The organism is Caulobacter sp. BE254, from assembly GCF_031457295.1.
Classification (GTDB): domain Bacteria; phylum Pseudomonadota; class Alphaproteobacteria; order Caulobacterales; family Caulobacteraceae; genus Caulobacter.
Window position 1 is genome coordinate 1 of record NZ_JAVDWJ010000025.1, and the last position, 18,596, is coordinate 18,596.

Genomic DNA, 18,596 nt, shown 5'->3' on the forward strand with positions numbered 1-18,596 from the left:
CTTGGCCCGAAAGCTGCTCGTGCGCCTCAACGCCAAGGCCCGCGACGCTCGACGCGCCCTGGTCGCCGCTTGACAGACCAGACAGTCGCTCCGTCACGCCGCTTCGCGACGCGCCACCTCCCCCGTTTCACGGGTGAGGAGCAACAGCGCCGACCGTCTCCTCCCCCGCGCTGCGGGGGAGGTGGCGCGATGCGAATACGCATCGTGACGGAGGGGGCGTCCAGCGAAATCACCCCCCCGGCGTCTCCACCGTAAAGCCCTTGGCCTTCAGCTGTTCCAGCACCCCGCCCTCGGCCAGCAGCGAGCGCAGTTCGATCACCGCCACCGCCTTGCCGGGGGTCTTCAGGGCTGACGAGATCGCCCTGACCGCGTCCTTCTGGCCGTCGCGCAGCTCGCGGCTGATCGACGGGGTCGAGGCCAGGCAGCGCGAGAAGCCGCGGTCGGCCGAGACCAGCGCCCGCACCTGGCCCTTGGCCCAGCGGTCGGCCACGGCCTTGACCCCGCCGTCGCCGCTGTCGGCCTGGCGCAGGCCCGCGTCCAGGCACAGCTCCTGCAGCGGCTGGGGGGCCGTGGCCAGGCTCTTGATCGCCCCCACCAGGCTGTAGCCGTCCAGGGTCTGGATACGCGGCCGCTTGGCCAGGTCCTTGTCCTTGGCCAGCGCCTTGATCTGGTCGGTGAGGCTGCCCAGGTGGATCGAGAGGTTGCCCTCCTGCGAGTTGCCGATCACGAAGCCGGCGAAGGCGGGCTTGATGTCGTCCATCTCGTCGGGCTTCTTCTTGGAGGCCTTCAGCCGCGCCTCCAGCCGGGCGCGCAGGTCCGGCGGCAGGGTCTCGCGCATCGGCCGGTCCATCAGGAACAGCTTGCGGCCGCCGAGCGCCAGGCTGACCATCCGGATGACGCTGACCTCGGCCTCCTGGCCCATGATCAGCACGTTGGCGCCGTCCAGCCGGCGGCGCAGCACCGTGTCGTCGAACGTCAGGTCGCTGGGCGTCATGCCCGGCACGCCCAGCACATAGACCGTGGTGTCGGCGTCGCTGACCTTCCACCAGGCCGGTCCCGGCATCGGGGCGTTGACCACCAGCTCCTCGACCAGGTTGGCCTCGGGGTCGATCTTGTGCAGGTCGATCGGTCCGGAGGCGTCGACCGCCTGCTGGGCGAAAGCCGCCGATCCGAAGAGCATCAGCCCCAGGGCTGTCATCCCGGACGCAGCGCGCAGCGCGAAGATCCGGGACCGACGCCTGAGCTCGGCGCTTCCGGCGGTCCCGGCTCTCCGCTTCGCTGCGGCCGGGATGACAATGAAAGGGGCGAAAGGGATGCGCGTCACTATCTGTGTTTCTCCAGCCCGGGGCGGAATCGATCTAGGATGATCGGTCTTCCCCACTTGGAAGGGCCCAAGCTGGGCCGGTCAAATTACCATCCCGCAATGCGGGCCCGCCGAGCGGCCCCACCCCGAAAGTCGCGCCCGAAAGTCCGCCCGCCATGCCGATCCGCCGCCTGCCGCCCGAGACCGTCAACCGCATCGCCGCCGGCGAGGTGGTCGAGCGGCCGGCCAGCGCCATCAAGGAACTGGTCGACAACGCCATCGACGCCGGCGCCACGCGGATCGAGGTCGAGGCTCACGGCGGCGGCCTGACCCGCATCCTGGTGGCCGACGACGGCTGCGGCCTCTCCGCCGAGGAGCTGCCGGTGGCCATCGAGCGCCACGCCACCTCCAAGCTGGCCCCCGACGCCGACGGCCTGTGGGACCTGCTGCGCATCCACACCATGGGCTTTCGCGGCGAGGCCCTGCCCTCGATCGGCTCGGTCGCCCGGCTGTCGATCAGCTCGCGGGCCAAGGGCTGCAAGGACGCCTTCTCGATCCTGGTCGAGGGCGGCGCGGTCGGCGACGTGGCCCCCGCCGCCTTCGCCGGCGACCACGGGGCGCGGATCGAAGTCCGCGACCTGTTCTACGCCACCCCGGCCCGGCTGAAGTTCATGAAGTCCGAGCGCGCCGAGGCCCTGGCGATCACCGAGGAGATCAAGCGCCAGGCCATGGCCAACGAGGGCGTCGGCTTTTCCCTGGACATCGACGGCCGCCGGATCATCCGCCTGCCGCCCGAGCATCCGGGCCCGCAAGGCCGCCTGGCCCGGCTGTCGGCCGTGCTGGGCCGCGACTTCCAGGACAACGCCATCGAGATCGACCAGACCCGCGACGGCGTGCGCCTGACGGGCTTCGCCGGCCTGCCCACCTACAACCGCGGCAACGCCGCCCACCAGTACCTGTTCGTCAACGGCCGGCCGGTGCGCGACCGGCTGCTGCAGGGCGCCCTGCGCGCGGCCTATGCCGACTTTCTGGCCCGGGACCGCCACCCGACGGCGGCCCTCTATATCAGCCTCGACACCGCCGAGGTCGACGTCAACGTCCACCCGGCCAAGGCCGAGGTGCGGTTCCGCGACCCGGCCCTGGTGCGCGGCCTGATCGTCGGGGCCCTGCGCCACGCCCTGGCGGCGGCCGGCCACCGGGCCTCGACCACCACGGCCGCCAGCGCCCTGGACGCCATCCGGGCGCAGAGCATGGCCGCGCCGGGCGCTTATCCGGGTTATCAGCCGGGCCCCTCCCCCGCCGGCTTCTCGGCCTGGCAGGCGGGCGGCTGGACGCGGCCGGCGCCCCAGGTGCTGCCGGGCCTGTCGGACGTCTCGGCCCGCTACGAGGCCGCGCCGGAGGAGGCCTACGCCACCCGCGCCGAGACCTTCGGCGGGGGTGGCGGCGGCGTCGCCGAGGCGGTGCGCGAGGCGGCGTTCGGCGACTACGACGCCCCGCCCAATGTCGCCTATCCGGGCGGCGGCCTGGGCGAAGGCCCCGCCCCGGCGTTCGACCCGGTCGACTTCCCGCTGGGCGCGGCCCGGGCCCAGGTGCACGAGACCTATATCGTCGCCCAGACCCGCGACGGCGTGGTCATCGTCGACCAGCACGCCGCCCACGAGCGCCTGGTCTACGAGCGGATGAAGGGCGAGATGGCGGCCGGCGGGGTCGCCCGCCAGGCCCTGCTGCTGCCCGAGGTGGTCGAGCTGGACCCCGCCGAGGCCGAGCGCGTCGTCGCCCGGTCCGAGGAGCTGGCGGCCCTGGGCCTGGTCGTCGAGAGCTTCGGCCCCGGCGCGGTGCTGGTCCGCGAGACCCCCGCCCTGCTGGGCAAGACCGACGCCGCCGGCCTGGTCCGCGACATCGCCGACGACCTGGCCGAGAACGGCGCGGCCCTGGCCCTGAAGGAGCGCCTGGAGGAGGTCTGCTCCACCATGGCCTGCCACGGCAGCGTCCGGGCGGGGCGGCGGCTCAATGCCGTGGAGATGAACGCCCTGCTGCGGGAGATGGAGGCGACGCCGCACTCGGGCCAGTGCAACCACGGGCGGCCGACCTATGTGGAGCTGAAGCTGGCGGATATTGAGCGGTTGTTTGGACGGCGGTAGGGCGTAGCGACGCGGAAAGGAAGGTGCTGGTTGCAGGCCGCGCTGGGCGACCATCGGCGCATTGCCCACCTAAAGTTTGCAAGACTCTCGAAACTGCGCTTCAAGTTGCGTGCACCTGCGGGGGAACAGGATGAATTTCAACGCGAACGGATACCTAGAGCCCGGACTTCACGACTGCGATCCGACAGACATTCATGAAAACCTTGTCGTTGCATTTCCCACGTCGGGCACTCGAGCGAAAATCTTTGATGGCTATAAGCAGCACCGGCAAGAACTACTGGAGCTTGGACTGACGGTCGAACAGTTCATTGACGGCAGCTTCGCCTCGACCAAGAATGATCCGGGCGACATTGATATGGTCTGCTTTATAGATGCTGATGCTGTCGATGCGCTCGACCAAGCGCAACAGGACAAGCTCGTAGCCCTGGTCTCAGGCCCGCTCACAAAAGCAACGCATCAATGTGATGCTTATTTCGTTCCCAGATTACCTGTACACCATCCCAATTATGGGGCTTTTAGGACCCAGCGAAAGTATTGGATGGGCGAGTTTGGTTTCGACCGAACCGACCAGGCAAAAGGGATGTTGCGTACAATTGTAGAGGTGAAGCCGTGAACGCTTGGGTCGACATCGATCCAGCCGAAGCAGAGTCGCGCTCGCGAAGCCTGCGACGGCGATTGAGTGACATCGAGCAAGCAATGCAGGAACAGCTGGCCGCGCTTAGGGAGAAGCCAGACAGCTTTGCCTTTAGGCTTGGCTGGAAGAGCCTAGCCAGTATGCAAGAGCGACTAAAGGGCGATCTTGCGGTTGTCACCGTACACAGAGCGTCTGAGCAGCTCACCGTCATATTAGATGGCGCGAAGTTTAATCACGAGGCCGATCTAGGCACGTTGGGAACACTTCTAATTCGACTTCAGAAATTATACACAAGCATTGGTCAAGCAATTACGCGCGGACCAACGCTTCGTGGCCCAATCTCAGGCGCCATCAGAGATATGACTCAACTGCGCCTACAAACAACATTTGCATCGTCGTTTGGCATGCATATGACTGTTCCGGCTGACTACGATCTCATGGGCAACAGTGTTCCAACTTCAGCACTGGAGACGATGTTCCAATTGCTGAACGCAACCAATGATGAGTCTCGACTTATGCAGATGTCGGGCGAAATCGGCCGTCGATCATTCGGACATCTGCGGCATATCGCTATCGCGTTGAGGGATGCCGATGCCGACCTGAAGACCGAATGGCGGGATCTCGCAGGCACGCAATACAGCTGGCACTTGCGCCGCGGCGATGCGGCAGGCGTGATCGCAAACCTTGGAAATATCTCGGAGACCCGTACCGGAGAAATAACGACTAGGGGTCGCTTGGTCGGCGCGAGCCTGCTGCGTAATCGGTTTGAATTCCTGTCAGACGATGGCGCGATTTACGACGGTAAGTTTGTCGTCGGTCTAGGACCCTCGATCCGCGCCGCCTTCGGCGAAGAATGCATGGCGACAATCGACGAGACCGAAGTTGCGGACCTGGGAAGTGGAGAGAGTCGAGTATATTTCTCACTGCGCGAGTTGACGGCACCCTAGCGGGACATCCCAGCTTTGTGACTGCGGTCAACGCTCTTTCATCCCATCCGCCCCGCCGGATGTGGCCACGCCTTAAAGCCTTGGTGGATGGGAGCTCTGGGGACTGACCGAGTCAAGGACGGCGCGCCGCGCCGCCGCGACGCGGCCGGCCGGAGGCCGGTCCTTGACTCGGTCAGTCCCCAGAGCACGCTGGCAGCCAAGGTTTCAAGGCGCGGCCTCGCCGCTGCGGGCGGAGGTCGGGCGGGGCGCGTTCTTGAACCCTCTCTCTTTGAGAGAGGGAGGGGCCCGCCACGAAGCGGTGGGAGGGTGAGAGGTTTCACCCTGTCCGGTTTCACACCGACGCCCTGCCGGCGCGCCGTCTGACGTTTCAACCCCTCACCCTCCCAAGCTTCGCTTGGGCCCCTCCCTCTCCCTCTGGGAGAGGGGTCGAAGAGCGCCTGTCCTCGGCGCGTCGCGATTAAAGCTGAACGATTTCAACGCCCTGAATTTTCTCGACCCGATTTGGTCCTCACCCCCTCCAACCCCGCCCATACTAACTCTCGCCCCACCACCGGGGAGGCCGTCCAGCTGGCGACCTGGCGGGTGGCGGGGGCGGTCGAGCGGGGAGCGTCCGCCGGCCGGCGTCGGAGGGCCCTTCGGGTCGGTCGGCGGAGCGTGGAGGCCCTGGATGGGGCCTCGGGCGGTCCGGACCGGACGGTGGGAACACCCCCTCGGGGCCGAACGGCGAAACGCACCAGGCGCGGGCTGAAATCGCCCGCGCGGTCCGGACGGGGTACGTCGCCCCTCCGCCCGCCGGGGGCCTCCATCGGAGCGGGTTAAAAATCCGCGATCCGAAGGCTCTCGTCCACCGGCCGCGCGGAGCGCTCCGGCCCAGGCCGAAACGGTACACTCCACAATCCTACACCGGGCATGGCCCGGACGCTCCGCCGCCTCCCCAGCCCTCAGCGGGTTTCCGCGTGAGATCGAAGCGCCGTGCCCGCGAACACTTGCCCCCACCTGACCGCTTCGCGGTCTGTCCGCCCCCATAGGGGGCGGAGCCTTCGCACTGAGCGCTCTTCCCCCTCTGGGGGAAGACGACCGCGAAGCGGTCCGTAGGGGGCAAGTGCCCGGCCCCGAGGGAAACAACTCGTCGCCACGCGCCTTTCCCTAAAGCACCATCCCGCCCGGAGACGCCCCATGAGCCCGCCCGCCGCCTCGCCGCCCGTCCCCGACGACGTCCAGGACGCCATCCGCACCCTGATCCGCTGGACCGGCGAGGATCCGTCGCGCGAGGGGCTGGTCGACACCCCCTCGCGGGTGGCGCGGGCCTGGAAGGAGTATTGCGAAGGCTATGGCGAGGATCCCGCCCTGCACCTGTCGCGGGTGTTCGAGGAGGTCGGCGGCTATGACGACATCGTGCTGCTGAAGGACGTGCCGTTCCAGTCGCACTGCGAGCACCACATGGCCCCGATCATCGGCAAGGCGCACATCGCCTACCTGCCGCGCGACCGGGTGGTGGGCATCTCCAAGCTGGCGCGGGTGCTGCACGGCTTCGCCCGGCGGCTGCAGGTGCAGGAGCGCCTGACCGCCCAGATCGCCGACTGCCTGTGGGACAACCTCCAGCCCCTGGGCGTGGCCGTGATCCTCGAGGCCAGCCACGCCTGCATGAGCGGCCGCGGCGTGCGCACGCCGGGCGTGACGATGAAGACCAGCCGGATGATGGGCGTGTTCCGCGACGACCAGCGCTCGCGGCGCGAGGTGCTGTCGCTGATGGGCTTCTGAAGACCCGCCGGCGCCGGAAACTGGGCCGGAGGCGGCCACGTTGATGCCGGAACAAAGTTCTTTCGGAGCCCGTCCCATGCAACTCCATCGCGGCCGCCTGATCGACCACGTCCACCTGCGCACCCGCGACCTGCCGGCCATGAAGCGGTTCTACAAGGCCGTGCTCGAGGCGGTGGGCGTGCCGATCGTCGAGGACGAGATCCCCGGGGCCGGCGACCATTTCTACGCCGACGAGCTGTGGATCGACGTCGGCGAGCCGGCCAGCCACGTGCACCTGGCCTTCCAGGCCGCCGACGAGGCGACCGTCCAGCGCTTCCACGCCGCCGCCCTGGCCAATGGCGGGCGCGACAACGGCGGGCCGGGCCTGCGTGACTACCACCCCGGCTACTACGCCGCCTTCGCCTACGACCCGGACGGCAACAACATCGAGGCGGTCTATCACGGCCCGGCCGACCGCTCGGCCGCCAGCGTGGTGATCACGTGGGATGACGGGGCGGACGACGGCGCGAAGGGCGGGGCGAAGGCGTAGCGCCATGTTCATCGTCCTGTGGGCGCCCTCCCCGTTGTCATCCCGGAAAGCGCGCAGCGCTTGTCCGGGACCCAGGTGAACCGCAAGGCATCAGCCCAGTCCCCTGGGTCCCGGACAGCCCCTGCGGGGCTTCCGGGATGACAACCGTGGGATGGGGTGGCGATCGCCTACCGCCCCGCCTCGAACCGCTCGAACTCCCGCTCCAGCCGCCACTGCGCCGCGGCCTTGCGGCTGCCGGCCAGGAAGGCGTCGCAGGCCGGGCCGGGGCGGGCGCAGGCGGCGACCGGCGTGCGCGGGGCGGCCCACAGGCTGGGGCCGGGCAGGAAGGCGTATTCCAGGCTGGCCCGGGCCGCGGCCTTCAGGTCGGCGTAGCCCAGGCCCTGTTCGGTGACGGCCCGCAGGTACTCGTTGGTCAGATCGATGCGCGAGACGCCCTCGTCGTCGGTGGACAGCACGAACGGCACGCCGGCCTGGCGGTAGAGGGCCAGCGGGTGGTCGCCGCCCTTGACGCCCAGGATGACGTCGTTGCTGGTCAGGTTGACCTCGACGGCGACCTTGTCGCGGGCCATCCGGGCCAGCAGGGCCGGGGCGTCGTCCTCGTAGGCGATGTCGACCCCGTGGCCGATGCGCCGGGCCCCGGCGACCTCGACCGCCTGGCGGATGTGCGAGCGCAGCTCGCGCGGGGCGACCAGCCCCTGGGTCAGCTCGCCGGCGTGCAGCGACAGCTTCACGTCCGGATAGCGGGCGTGCAGGAACTGCAGCATGCGCATGTGCAGGGCGTAGTCGGCCAGGGCGGTCGGATCGTCCTCCGGCGCGACGATGTTGACCCCGACGAAGCGCGGGTCGGCCTGGGCCAGGGCGAAGGCCGCCGTCAGTTGGGCGAAGACCACATTGGGCGGTAGGATGCGCACGGCGAAGGCCTGGTAGCCCAGCGCCACGGCGCAGGGGCCGGTGCGCGGCTTCTGGGCCAGGCAGCCCTGGCGGCGGTCGGCCTCGGCTTCGGCGGCGTCGAACTGCTGGCGGGCCTTGGCGGTCATGGCCGGGATGCCGGGCTGCAGGGCGGCCAGGGCCTTGCCCATGTCGCCGTCCCAGGGGGCGTTCCGCGCTGGCGCCACCAGGTCGAACATGGCCGACGGGTTCACCGATGTCTCGACATAGCCGACGTTATCGCCGGCCGCCTGGTCGCGGACCGCGACCAGCAGGCCCGGCAGGTTGCCGCCGGTCACGGTTTCGAACCGGTCGAAGGTCGAGAAGAACTGGTCGTGGCCGGACGGGGCGGCCGCGTCGGCGCCGGGATGGTAATTGCGCATCGACAACGCATTGACCGCCCGGCCGTACAGCGCCGGATTGGTCTTGCCCAGGTCCTTGGCCGGGACCTTGCCCGGCGCGTCGCAAGGACCGGCGGCGATGGCCGGCAGCGGGCCGGTGGTCACGCACAGGCCGTCGGCGTCGGCCCAGGCCAGGAAGTCCTCGGCATAGGCCGCGCCCACCAGGTGGTTGTGCAGGTCGCCGCCCTTGGGCATGGCCCGCAGGAACAGCCGCAGCTGGGCGCGGTTCCTGGCGGCGGCCTCGAAGCGGGCGGCCGTGCGGGCCTCCGGCGACAAGGAGGCCGTCGGCCCGGCCAGGGCCGGGCCCGCCAGCAGCAGGGCGCCCAGGGCCGCGCCCGCCAGTCGTTTCACGCCGCTCATCTCTCGCCCGCCCCTGCTTCCCGCCAGCCCAAGGTGAGTTGCGTCGCCCGGCAAATCCAGCCCCCAAACGAGGCTCTTCGCATGGAAGGACCGCGCCGTTCAGCGACCCCGCTTCAGGGCGCGGGCGATCCTGGCCGACGACGGCCGGCCGGCGGGTCCCGTCTTCGGGTTCAGCACGATCACCAGGACGTCGCCGTCGGCCTTGGCCTCGGCCTTGTCGCCCAGGGCCAGGACCACCCGCCGCCAGCGGGCCAGCAAGTCCCGCCGCCCTGAACGGTCGAGGTCCTCGAAGGCCTCGGCGACGACGACGGCCGCGTCGGCGATCGGCGCCGCCGTCTCGGCCGTGATTTCGTCCACCGAGGTGACGGCCAGCGGATGCTGGGCGGCCCGGGTGGCGCGGTGGCCCGACACGACCAGGGCGCGGAGCAGGGCCATGGGCGACAGGGGGCGGCGGGTCGACAGCGGATCGCCGGGCCCGACCAGCATCACGGCCTGGCCGTTCGGCGCCCGGCGCGTGAACAGGGTCAGGCCGCCCAGCTTGCTGGCCCGCAGCACGGTCTCGCCGAGGTCGTTCCTGAACACCGTGTCGCCCCGCGGCGCGGGATGGCCCTCCAGCGCCCAGACCTCGTCGCGGTTCTGGAACTTCAGCAGGGCCCTGGGGCCCGTGCGGTCCAGGACGAAGACGTCGCCATCCTCGGTGCGGAAACGCCCGCTGGGCGCGAAGACGGGCCGGGCCCGCAGGCCGACCCGGGCCTCCAGGCGTTCCTTCAGGGTGTCGGCCCTGGCGTCCTCGGCCGGCGGTGCGGCCGCCAGCAGCATCATCGAGGCCAGGACCCACCCTGTCCGGCGGCGAGTCGGTCGCCTGGAGGTGATGGAAGGGCTGTGCAACAGGTGATCCCGTCGGGCCCCACGGCGCCGCCGCCGACCACCGCCCCGAAAGCCCGGAGCGTCACGAGATCGCCCGCCAACCTCGAGGCGGGAAGCTTGACGGCTATCGCGGCGAAAGAATGACCACGCCCGGTCGCCGGTCGTGACGGGGGTCAGGCCACGGACGACACCGGCCCGGCCTCGGGGGCCACCGACCAGTCGTGCAGCGGCAGGTTCAGCCACGGCAGCGGCGTGGCGCCGACCGGCTGCTCCAGCAGGTCGGTCACCGCCTCGCCGGTCATGAACGGCAGGCCCAGGTCGATGCAGTGGTTCAGCTCGCGGCGGGTGCGGATGTCGGCGACGCCCTGCCAGACCTGTTTGCGGCGATAGGCCGGGGCCTCGCGCATGAAGCGGGTGACCGTCGCCAGCCGGATCGGCTCGTCGCCCGGCGGCAGAACCAGGGTGACGCTGCCGGCCAGGTCGACCGGCAGTTCGTCGATCTGGAACGCCGGGTCGGTGACGCGCAGGTCCAGCCGCCCGAAGAAGGGGTCCAGGAACCGCTTGATCTGCGACAGGGCCGAGAACGACGGGGCGCGCGGCGTATCGTAGACGCCGACCGCCAGGCGCGGCCGCGACCCTTTCGGCAGGGCTTCCAGGTGCGGCAGCAGTTCGGCCCGCGCCCGCGGCTTGACCAGGGTCGAGAAGCTGAGCGGGAAGAACATCACGCCGACCGGCACGGCGGCCAGGGCCTCGGCCGCCCCGCCCAGGGTGGCGATGTCGTCCTCGGGCCGGCTGACCTCGAGGGGCGGCGGGGTCAGGCCGAAGGCGGACGGCGTCTGGGCCTCGCGCCAGACGGCGACGCTGCCGATGAAGGTCTGGCGCGGGCCATGATAGACGCCACGATAGCCGACCCGGGCCGGCGGACCGGCGGGCGCGGCGTCGTCCGCGGCGGCCAGGGCCGCCAGTTCCTCCATGGTCGGCGCGCCGCAGACGGGGCCGCCCTTGGGCACGACCGAGGTCACCTCGGTCGGGGTGATCCGGCAGACGCGCCCGGCGAACGGGCTGTCGCCCTCGCCTTCCAGCAGGGCCTTCAGCTGGGCGCCGTGGATGCCGGCGAAGCGCATGACGTCGGTCTGGTCGCCCTCGAACATCAGCAGGGCGATGTCGCCGTCGCCCTTGTCGCCGAACAGCTTGAATTGCAGGTCGCGGGCCAGCGCCTGCAGCTCGCGGGCGTCCAGCGTGGTGGCGCGCGGGTCGGCCAGCACGAACGAGAACGGCGCGACCAGGCCATAGCGGCGCGGCCACAGCCAGGTGCTCTCAAGGTAGGCGCCCGCCACCTTGCCCACCAGGCTGGCCATGGTGTCGTTGTCGGCGAACCGCAGTTCGTCGCCCACGAAGACCTTCAAGCACGCGATCGCAGTCATGCCGCCACACTACGCGTGGAAGGTTAGCAGAATCGACTCATGCGTGAAAATTTGCCCGCGACCCACTGTCGCGGTCCGCCAAGGTTGAGCTTCAAGCCACCTTCAGCGGCAGCCCCTGGGCGGGCGCGGCGCCGATCGGGCTGGCCATCAGCTCGCTGATGGCCGGGCCGGAGACGAAGCGCAGGCCGGCTGCGCGGCAGGCTTCCAGCTCCCTCGGGTCGCGCAGGCCGGCGACGCCCTGCCGAACCCCCTTGGCGCGGTAGGCGCCCTGGGCCGCGGCGAACTGGCCGATCGCCTCGACCCGGGCTCGCAGGTCGTCCTCGGGCAGCGACAGGGTGATGCTGGTGGCCAGGTCGCCCGGCAGCGTGCCGACCGGGAAGTTCGGCTCGGTGATATTCAGGTCGATGAACGCGAAATGCGGCTGCAGGAACGCGCGGATCTGGCCCAGCAGGCCCAGCGAGGGCTCGCGCGGGGTGTCGTAGACGCTCGCGCCCAGGCGGGTCTGCATGTCCAGCGGATAGCGCGACAGCCGGCGCTTGTAGGCCTCCTGCGAGGCCGGGTTGGTCAGGTTCCAGAAGCTGAACGGCACGAACAGCATGCCCGTGTCGCCGGCTCCCTTCTGGAAGGACGGATGGGCGAACGCGGCCTGGGCGTCGTTCAGGCTGGTCAGGTCGCGAGTCAGCAAGGCGGCGTCCTCGGTGGGACGCGGGGCCGACAGGTCCGCCCGCAGGCCGATCACCGCGCCGACGAACGACTCCGACGGCGGATGGTACAGGCCCCACCAGCCGGTGGCGGGCGGGGGCGGCGCCTTGGGCTTTTCGGGCGCGGCTCTGGCGGCCGGCTTGGTGGCGAAGGTGGAAGGGGCCGGACGAGCGGTCGCTCCCGAGCCGCCGGCGACGGGAGCGTCCTGGGCCGGCGTCGTGAGCCGCAAGGCCGCCTGCAGCGTCTCGTCGATGACCGCTTCGCTGGCCGCGCTGGGCACGGCGCGGATTTCGTCGGCGGTGATCACCTGCACGTGGCCCGGCGGCCCAGCATAGCCGCGGCCGGCGATCAGGCTGGCTAGCGACGCCTGGGACAGGCTGGCGAACCGCAGGACGGCGGCCTCGTCGCCCTCGAAGGTCAGCAGGCAGACCTGGCCGGCCCCCCTTTCGGAATTGGGGCGCCCCGGAAACAGGCCGGCCTCCAGTTCGACCGCCAGGGTCTGCATCTCGACCGGATCCAGGCTGTCGGCCTTGCTGTCGGCCAGCACGAAGGCCAGGGGCGCGACGGCACCGTAGCGGCGCGGGGCCTTCCAGCGGTGCTTCAGGTACAGGTCCGCGGCGGCTTGCACCTGGGCCGCCGGGGCGCCCCGACCCGCCTCGGCGAGGCCGGCGACCAGAATTCTCAAGCACGCGATAGCCGTCATGGAGCCGGAAACTACGCGCGAAAGCTTGGCGAAAACTTTACGGGGATATGGATAACGCCATCTTTACCTCAAAGATCAGCGTTACCCACGACATCGAGGCAATTGAGCGCGGCCTTTGCTCGGCGCTCATCGTTCTCAGGACCTAGGCGAACGTCTCCTGCAGCCGGAAGTCCAGGCGCTGCCGGACGCCCGGCCAGTCGGCGTCGGTGATCGAGAACACGGCGGTGTCGCGCACGTGGCCGGTCCAGGTGATCTTGTGGTTGCGCAGCACGCCGTCCTTGTCGGCGCCCAGCTTCTCGACGGCCGCCTGGCTGCGGGCGTTGCGCACGTCGACCATGAACTCCACCCGGATCGCCCCGGAGTCGAAGGCGTGCTTGAGCAGCAGCAGCTTGGATTCCGGATTGACCGGGCCCGATCGGGCGTCGGGATGCAGGAAGGTCGAGCCGACCTCCAGCCCGCGATGCAGCTTGCGGATGTTCAGGTAGCTGGACGTGCCGACCACCTTGCCGTCCTTCAGCCGGCGGATGGCGAAGCCGATCCGTTCGCCGCGCTCGGTCTCGCCCTTCAGCGCGCCCCACCAGTCGGCGAAGCCCTCGCCGCAGCCGTTGGTCGACATGATCTCCCAGCTCTCGGGATCGCAGTCGATCGCGCCCTTCAGCTCGGCGCGCAGCTCTGGCGTGATCGGTTCCAGCCGGACATAGCGGCCTTCGAGGGGGCGAATCTGGATGTTCATGGGCGGCAGGATGCCCTCGCCCCCGGGCCTCGCGCAAGGTCGGCGCGGCGATCCGGCGTCCCGGCCGTTCGACCCGCTCACGCTACTGACACGTCCTGACACGATGCTGCCGCAAGTTCCGGGCGGCGGTCGCGCGCGCGACCGTCTAACGAGATCGCCGGCCGCCCAAGGCCGCGACGCCGACGGGGGAGACGATCGATGATTTCGCACGCGCTACGGGTTCGCCTGGGCATGGCGTCGCTGCTGGTCGGGCTGGTCCTGGCGGCTCCCGTCTTCGCCCCCGCCTTCGCCAAGGACGCCGCCCCGGTCCGGCAATCGCTGGACGACGCCTGGTGGACCGGGCCGATCCTCGCCTCCGGCGCCGCGACCCTGCCCAAGGGCCGGGCGCTGATCGAGCCCTACCTCTATGACGCCAAGCCGTATGGCGTGATCGACGGCAAGGGCAAGCGGCGCCCCGCCCCCGACGCCGACACCTATGGCTCGCAGACTTACCTGCTGTACGGGGTCACCGACACCTTCACCGCCGGCCTGATCCCCCGCTTCGGCTACCGCCGGGCCGGCGGCCGGTCGAGCTCGGGCGTGCAGCTGGGCGACCTGACGGTGCAGGGCCAGTACCGCCTGACCCAGTACAAGCCGGGCGGCCGCACGCCGACCATCTCGCTGATGCTGCAGGAGACCCTGCCCACCGGCCGCCACGACCGGCTCGACACCCGCCCCAATGACGGCTTCGGCGGCGGCGCCTACGCCACCACGGTCGGCCTCAATTCCCAGACCTATTTCTGGACGCCGAACGGCCGGATCCTGCGCACCCGCCTGAACCTGGCCTACACCGTCTCGGGCCATGCCGACGTCGAAGGCGCGAGCGTCTACGGCACGCCCGCCGGTTTCGACGGCCGCGCCCGGCCGGGGGACTCGTTCAATGTCGACCTGGCCTTCGAGTACAGCCTGACCCGCCGCTGGGTGGCGGCGATCGACCTGGCCTACCAGCGCGACGCGGCGACCACGGTGTCCGGGGTCGACGGCGCGGGCGCGGCCTATGCGCGCCGCTCGCCGGTCAGCCAGGCGCTGATCCTGGCGCCCGCCGTGGAGTACAATTTCAGCCCCGTCCTGGGGGTGATCGCTGGCGCCCGCATCATCCCCGCCGGCCGCAACACCACCGCCTCGGTGACGCCGGTGATCGCAGTCAACTACGTGCTGTAGACTGGCATCCCACCTGCCCCCTGCCCCAGGGCCGCCATCTTATACGACGGGCCGGGCATCCAGCGACGCTTTAGGCCGACCGGCACTCGCTTGCTCGTTTTGCTAGACGCTTCTGCACCTCGGCAAGATCGAAGTCGCAAAAGTACCCAAGTGGGGTGCGCTCCTGGAGCCATGTTAGAGGCAGCAACTTGTCGGGAGAGATCCCTGAAGCACGCTCCTCTTCACGAGCCGCACGCAGATCAATTACCCGACGAACAGTTGGTTCATCGACTTCAATTAGGATTCTCTTTGCGCAAATGGCCAAAAGATTCTGCTTATTGGCCGGCAAGGAGATCATTTCCGACGCTAATTTTGTAAAATCCTTACAGAGCTTGTCGTGCAGGTCGGCCTTTTTTCCAAAACCGAATACGAGGTTCAATATTGAGGCGGTAGCTATCACACCCGTCAGCCATTTCGCCAGAAGACTGCTGCGATCTGATAGAAACAGAGCAACGAACGCACTCGTACCGCTCACGGCACCGATAGCCGTGACTAGATCGGCCAAGCGGCGATAGAAATCGCGCATCATTGAATGGTAGCGGCGAGATCGGCCTATTGAGAACCTGATCTGAAAATAGTCGCCATGGTCCCAGCTCATTTCTTTTTTGGGGGTGGATCGGGCTTGTACCAATCCGTCGTCTTAGTTGTGGCCTGCTCGTTAAAACGCCCCAATCCTCTATCCATCGCCGGAGGACGCGGTGGCGGTGGCGGCGGCGGTGGCGGTGGCGGTGGCGGTGGCGAAGGCGGAGGCGGAGGCGGAGGCGGAGGCGGAGGCGGAGGCGGTACCGGCTTTTCGTCAGACATTCTTCCCCCTAGAGCTTCAAACGATTTAGTACCGACAATCAACTTTCACGATCCCAAGCAACCATCTCTCGCCCACCCAGGCTTGGCAAGACAATCGTTCCGTGCCTCTGGCCACCCGCTTGCCGTCCGCCGCCGTTCGGTGCTAGAACGGTTTCAAACAAGCGTTTGACAGCACAAGAACGGGACCGGGAACGCCATGGATTTCGAAATCTCCGCCACCCAGCGCAGCTTCCTCGACCGGGTCACCGCGTTCATGGAAGAGCACGTCAAGCCGGCCGTCCCGGTCTACGAGGCCGAGATGAACGTGCTCGGGGCCGAGCGCTGGAAGGTCGTCCAGGTCGTCGAGGAACTGAAGGCCAAGGCCAAGGCCGCCGGCCTGTGGAACTTCTTCATGCCGCCCCACAGCGGCCAGACCCATGTCGACGACACGTTCCAGTTCGAGGGCGTGCAGCTGACCAACCTCGAATACAGCCTGATCGCCGAGCAGCTTGGCAAGATCGGCTTCGCGTCCGAGGTCTTCAACTGCTCGGCGCCCGACACCGGCAACATGGAAGTGCTGATGCGCTACGGCACGCTGGAGCAGAAGGAGCGCTGGCTGCGCCCGCTGATGAACGGCGAGATCCGCAGCGCCTTCCTGATGACCGAGCCGGCGGTGGCCAGCTCGGACGCCACCAACATCGAGACCCGCATCGAGCGCGACGGTGACCACTATGTGATCAACGGCCGCAAGTGGTGGTCCTCGGGCGTCGGCGACCCGCGCTGCAAGGTGGCCATCGTCATGGGCAAGACCGACCCGGACAACGCCAGCCGCCACGCCCAGCAGAGCCAGGTGCTGGTGCCGATGGACGCCCCCGGCATCGAGATCGTCCGCATGCTGCCGGTGTTCGGCTATGACGACGCGCCGCACGGCCACGCCGAGGTGATCCTCAAGGATGTGCGCGTGCCGGTCGAGGACGCCCTGCTGCTGGGCGAGGGCCGCGGCTTCGAGATCGCCCAGGGCCGCCTGGGCCCGGGCCGCATCCACCACTGCATGCGCACCATCGGCACGGCCGAGGTGGCGCTGGAGAAGATGGTCAAGCGGCTGATGAGCCGCAAGGCGTTCGGCAAGTACATCTCCGACCACTCGGTCTGGGAGGAGCGCGTCGCCGAGGCCCGCATCAACATCGAGATGTGCCGCCTGCTGTGCCTGAAGGCCGCCGACATGATGGACAAGGCCGGCAACAAGTCGGCCCGGCTGGAGATCGCCATGATCAAGGTCGCGGCCCCGCGCCTGGCCCTGAAGATCATCGACGACGCCATCCAGGCCCATGGCGGCGGCGGCGTGACCAGCGACTTCGGCCTGGCCAAGGCCTATGCCGGCATCCGCACCCTGCGCCTGGCCGACGGCCCCGACGAGGTGCACGAGCGCACGATCGCCCGGATGGAATACGGCAAGTACGGCGATCTCGCCTACCAGCAGAAGGTCGAGCGCGAGGCCGCGCGGGAAGTGGCGGGGATCCGGTAGGGTCTTCGTCCAGAGCGATAGCGGAAGGGCCTCTCGGAGCGATCCGGGAGGCCTTCTTTTTGAACCACCGCCCTTTCAGCCGTCATCCTCGGACTTGTTCCGAGGACCCCTACTTCAACCGCGAAGAAGGTTGATCCATGAGGCGGTGAGATCGCGGACCATCTCCAACCGACAAACTGGCGGACAGAGGGGTCCTCGGAACAAGTCCGAGGATGACGAAGATTGTGAGCGGCTGGAGATCGGCGCCTCAACCTACCCCGCCGGCGACCGCACGCTGGGCCGTTCCGCCACCTTCGCCCGCCACGCCGTCAGCGCCGTGCAGTCCTCCGGGATGGCGATTTGGGCGAAGTCGGCGAAGGCCAGGCCGCCCCACACCGTGATGTCGGCCATCGAGAACGCCTGGCCGGCCACGTAGGGCTGGTCGCGCAGCACCTTGTCGAAATAGCGCATGCCGGCCACGGCCTTGTCCCGCGAGCGCTCGCCCCAGGCCTGGCGGCCGTCCCAGTCGGGGCTCTTGTAGGGCAGCATCTTCGCGCCGAGGCCCGGGGTGGCGTGGTGGAAATAGATCCCCACCGGGTCGATCAGCTCGGACTCGGCCCGCTTCTGCATCATGTGGATCACCGCCTTCTCGCGCGGCGTGCGGCCGGTCAGCACCGGGTTTCCGTCGAGATTGTCCAGATATTCGGTGATCGCCGTGCATTCGGAGATGTAGAGGCCGTCGTCCAGCTCCAGCACCGGCACCGTGCCGGTCGGGTTCTTCTCCAGGAAGGCCGGCTGCTTGTGCTCGGCCCCGGGCAGGTCGACCGGCACGAAGGTGACGTCGGACGCCAGCCCCTTCTCGGCCAGGGCGATGCGGACGCGGGCCGGATTGGGCCCGATGGCGAAGTCGTGGATTTTCATGGCGGCTGCCTCATCAATGATTCTACCTATCAGTAGATAGGCAAAACCCGTAAAGGCCTTTCGCGCCTCGCCGTCAACCATTATCTATCGGTAGGTAGGCAAGGACTCAGCAGTGACCGACACAACGAAGCTCGACACGCGACAGGCGATCCTGGACGCCGGCCAAGCGGTGGTGCAGGCCCGCGGCTACAACGCCCTGAGCTTTCGCGAACTGGCCAAGACCGTCGGGATCAAGAGCGCCAGCATCCACTATCACTTCCCGACCAAGGGCGACCTGGGGGCGGCCCTGGCCAAGCGCTACACCGACGGGGCCGCCAAGGCGTTCGAGCATTTCCTGGCCGTCGCGCCCGACGCGGCGACGCGGATGGGCCTCTATACTGGCGTGTTCCGCGCCGCCCTGGTCAACGACAACCGCATGTGCCTGGTGGGGATCATGGCCGCCGAAAAGGCCGACATGCCGGCCGAGGTGATGGTCGAGGTCGAAAGGTTCATCGCCCTGAACGTCGCCTGGCTGACCCAGGTGCTGGATCTGACCGGCCCCGAGGCCGACCAGAAGGCCCTGGCGGTGCTGTCGGCCATCAACGGCGCCCAGCTGCTGGCGCGCGGCGGCGGCGACGTGGCGATCTACGACCGCACGATCGCGGCCTACCGGGCGGCGGGGCTGTTTCCTTAGGACCCGCGTCCCGCCCGCCGCCGCACCCCGCCTCGCGCCTCTCG

The 18,596-nt window shown here is 68.9% G+C and carries 16 protein-coding genes; 8 read left to right on the forward strand and 8 right to left on the reverse strand.

Translation table 11 applies throughout. The annotated features are described in order from the left end of the window. Positions 1 to 229: 229 nt before the first annotated feature. Entirely contained in the window at positions 230 to 1,180 is a 951-nt protein-coding gene (locus J2X41_RS24820; protein WP_310087196.1) for a TraB/GumN family protein, read from the reverse strand. A 299-nt stretch (positions 1,181 to 1,479) separates the two neighbouring features. On the opposite strand from J2X41_RS24820, the gene mutL reads away from it, so the two are divergent. The 5 genes from mutL to J2X41_RS24845 all read left to right on the forward strand — a co-directional run bounded on the left by mutL (position 1,480) and on the right by J2X41_RS24845 (position 7,315). Further along, positions 1,480 to 3,444, forward strand: a complete 1,965-nt coding sequence (mutL, locus tag J2X41_RS24825) for a DNA mismatch repair endonuclease MutL (protein WP_310087198.1) — start codon at positions 1,480 to 1,482, stop codon at positions 3,442 to 3,444. Positions 3,445 to 3,574: 130 nt separating this feature from the next. Further along, positions 3,575 to 4,057, forward strand: a complete 483-nt coding sequence (locus J2X41_RS24830) for a DUF6932 family protein (protein ID WP_310087200.1) — start codon at positions 3,575 to 3,577, stop codon at positions 4,055 to 4,057. Next, positions 4,054 to 5,025, forward strand: a complete 972-nt coding sequence (locus J2X41_RS24835; RefSeq protein WP_310087203.1) for a hypothetical protein — start codon at positions 4,054 to 4,056, stop codon at positions 5,023 to 5,025. Before J2X41_RS24830 ends, J2X41_RS24835 begins: the two co-directional genes overlap by 4 nt. Before the next feature lie 1,176 nt (positions 5,026 to 6,201). Then, positions 6,202 to 6,786 (forward strand): GTP cyclohydrolase I FolE, encoded by a 585-nt coding sequence (folE, locus tag J2X41_RS24840; RefSeq protein WP_310087205.1) that lies wholly within the window; start codon positions 6,202 to 6,204, stop codon positions 6,784 to 6,786. Positions 6,787 to 6,862: 76 nt separating this feature from the next. Then, positions 6,863 to 7,315 (forward strand): VOC family protein, encoded by a 453-nt coding sequence (locus J2X41_RS24845; protein ID WP_310087207.1) that lies wholly within the window; start codon positions 6,863 to 6,865, stop codon positions 7,313 to 7,315. A 167-nt stretch (positions 7,316 to 7,482) separates the two neighbouring features. Here the strand turns inward: J2X41_RS24845 and J2X41_RS24850 are convergent, their stop codons facing one another. From J2X41_RS24850 to J2X41_RS24870, 5 genes are all read right to left on the reverse strand, one after another. Beyond that, positions 7,483 to 9,003, reverse strand: coding sequence for an adenosine deaminase (locus J2X41_RS24850; protein WP_310087210.1), 1,521 nt, complete (start codon positions 9,001 to 9,003; stop codon positions 7,483 to 7,485). A 99-nt stretch (positions 9,004 to 9,102) separates the two neighbouring features. Then, positions 9,103 to 9,891 (reverse strand): DUF4908 domain-containing protein, encoded by a 789-nt coding sequence (locus tag J2X41_RS24855; RefSeq protein ID WP_310087212.1) that lies wholly within the window; start codon positions 9,889 to 9,891, stop codon positions 9,103 to 9,105. A 152-nt stretch (positions 9,892 to 10,043) separates the two neighbouring features. Next, entirely contained in the window at positions 10,044 to 11,294 is a 1,251-nt protein-coding gene (locus J2X41_RS24860; protein WP_310087216.1) for a hypothetical protein, read from the reverse strand. A gap of 91 nt (positions 11,295 to 11,385) precedes the next feature. Then, entirely contained in the window at positions 11,386 to 12,681 is a 1,296-nt protein-coding gene (locus J2X41_RS24865; protein WP_310087217.1) for a hypothetical protein, read from the reverse strand. 160 nt (positions 12,682 to 12,841) lie between these two features. Next, positions 12,842 to 13,432, reverse strand: coding sequence for a GNAT family N-acetyltransferase (locus J2X41_RS24870; RefSeq protein ID WP_035073392.1), 591 nt, complete (start codon positions 13,430 to 13,432; stop codon positions 12,842 to 12,844). Positions 13,433 to 13,630: 198 nt separating this feature from the next. Between J2X41_RS24870 and J2X41_RS24875 the strand changes: the two genes are divergently transcribed. Beyond that, positions 13,631 to 14,632 (forward strand): transporter, encoded by a 1,002-nt coding sequence (locus J2X41_RS24875; protein ID WP_310087220.1) that lies wholly within the window; start codon positions 13,631 to 13,633, stop codon positions 14,630 to 14,632. A gap of 70 nt (positions 14,633 to 14,702) precedes the next feature. On the opposite strand, the gene J2X41_RS24880 is transcribed toward J2X41_RS24875, so the two are convergent. Continuing rightward, entirely contained in the window at positions 14,703 to 15,269 is a 567-nt protein-coding gene (locus J2X41_RS24880) for a hypothetical protein (RefSeq protein WP_310087222.1), read from the reverse strand. Positions 15,270 to 15,671: 402 nt separating this feature from the next. On the opposite strand from J2X41_RS24880, the gene J2X41_RS24885 reads away from it, so the two are divergent. Further along, a complete protein-coding gene (locus J2X41_RS24885; protein ID WP_310087225.1) occupies positions 15,672 to 16,979 on the forward strand; it encodes an acyl-CoA dehydrogenase family protein in 1,308 nt (435 codons plus the stop codon). A 252-nt stretch (positions 16,980 to 17,231) separates the two neighbouring features. Here J2X41_RS24885 and J2X41_RS24890 read toward each other — a convergent pair whose 3' ends face one another. Beyond that, positions 17,232 to 17,879 (reverse strand): glutathione S-transferase, encoded by a 648-nt coding sequence (locus tag J2X41_RS24890; RefSeq protein ID WP_310087227.1) that lies wholly within the window; start codon positions 17,877 to 17,879, stop codon positions 17,232 to 17,234. A 112-nt stretch (positions 17,880 to 17,991) separates the two neighbouring features. Between J2X41_RS24890 and J2X41_RS24895 the strand changes: the two genes are divergently transcribed. Beyond that, entirely contained in the window at positions 17,992 to 18,552 is a 561-nt protein-coding gene (locus J2X41_RS24895; RefSeq protein WP_310087230.1) for a TetR/AcrR family transcriptional regulator, read from the forward strand. Positions 18,553 to 18,596 lie beyond the last annotated feature (44 nt).

Bases quoted from the DNA above. Each gene is read 5' to 3' on its own strand.
- J2X41_RS24885 (WP_310087225.1), top strand. From the start codon at position 15,672: ATGGATTTCGAAATCTCCGCCACCCAGCGCAGCTTCCTCGACCGGGTC.
- J2X41_RS24820 (WP_310087196.1), bottom strand. From the start codon at position 1,180: ATGCTCTTCGGATCGGCGGCTTTCGCCCAGCAGGCGGTCGACGCCTCC.
- folE (WP_310087205.1), top strand. From the start codon at position 6,202: ATGAGCCCGCCCGCCGCCTCGCCGCCCGTCCCCGACGACGTCCAGGAC.
- J2X41_RS24875 (WP_310087220.1), top strand. From the start codon at position 13,631: ATGATTTCGCACGCGCTACGGGTTCGCCTGGGCATGGCGTCGCTGCTG.
- J2X41_RS24860 (WP_310087216.1), bottom strand. From the start codon at position 11,294: ATGACTGCGATCGCGTGCTTGAAGGTCTTCGTGGGCGACGAACTGCGG.
- J2X41_RS24880 (WP_310087222.1), bottom strand. From the start codon at position 15,269: ATGAGCTGGGACCATGGCGACTATTTTCAGATCAGGTTCTCAATAGGC.
- J2X41_RS24870 (WP_035073392.1), bottom strand. From the start codon at position 13,432: ATGAACATCCAGATTCGCCCCCTCGAAGGCCGCTATGTCCGGCTGGAA.
- J2X41_RS24845 (WP_310087207.1), top strand. From the start codon at position 6,863: ATGCAACTCCATCGCGGCCGCCTGATCGACCACGTCCACCTGCGCACC.
- J2X41_RS24850 (WP_310087210.1), bottom strand. From the start codon at position 9,003: ATGAGCGGCGTGAAACGACTGGCGGGCGCGGCCCTGGGCGCCCTGCTG.
- mutL (WP_310087198.1), top strand. From the start codon at position 1,480: ATGCCGATCCGCCGCCTGCCGCCCGAGACCGTCAACCGCATCGCCGCC.
- J2X41_RS24890 (WP_310087227.1), bottom strand. From the start codon at position 17,879: ATGAAAATCCACGACTTCGCCATCGGGCCCAATCCGGCCCGCGTCCGC.
- J2X41_RS24830 (WP_310087200.1), top strand. From the start codon at position 3,575: ATGAATTTCAACGCGAACGGATACCTAGAGCCCGGACTTCACGACTGC.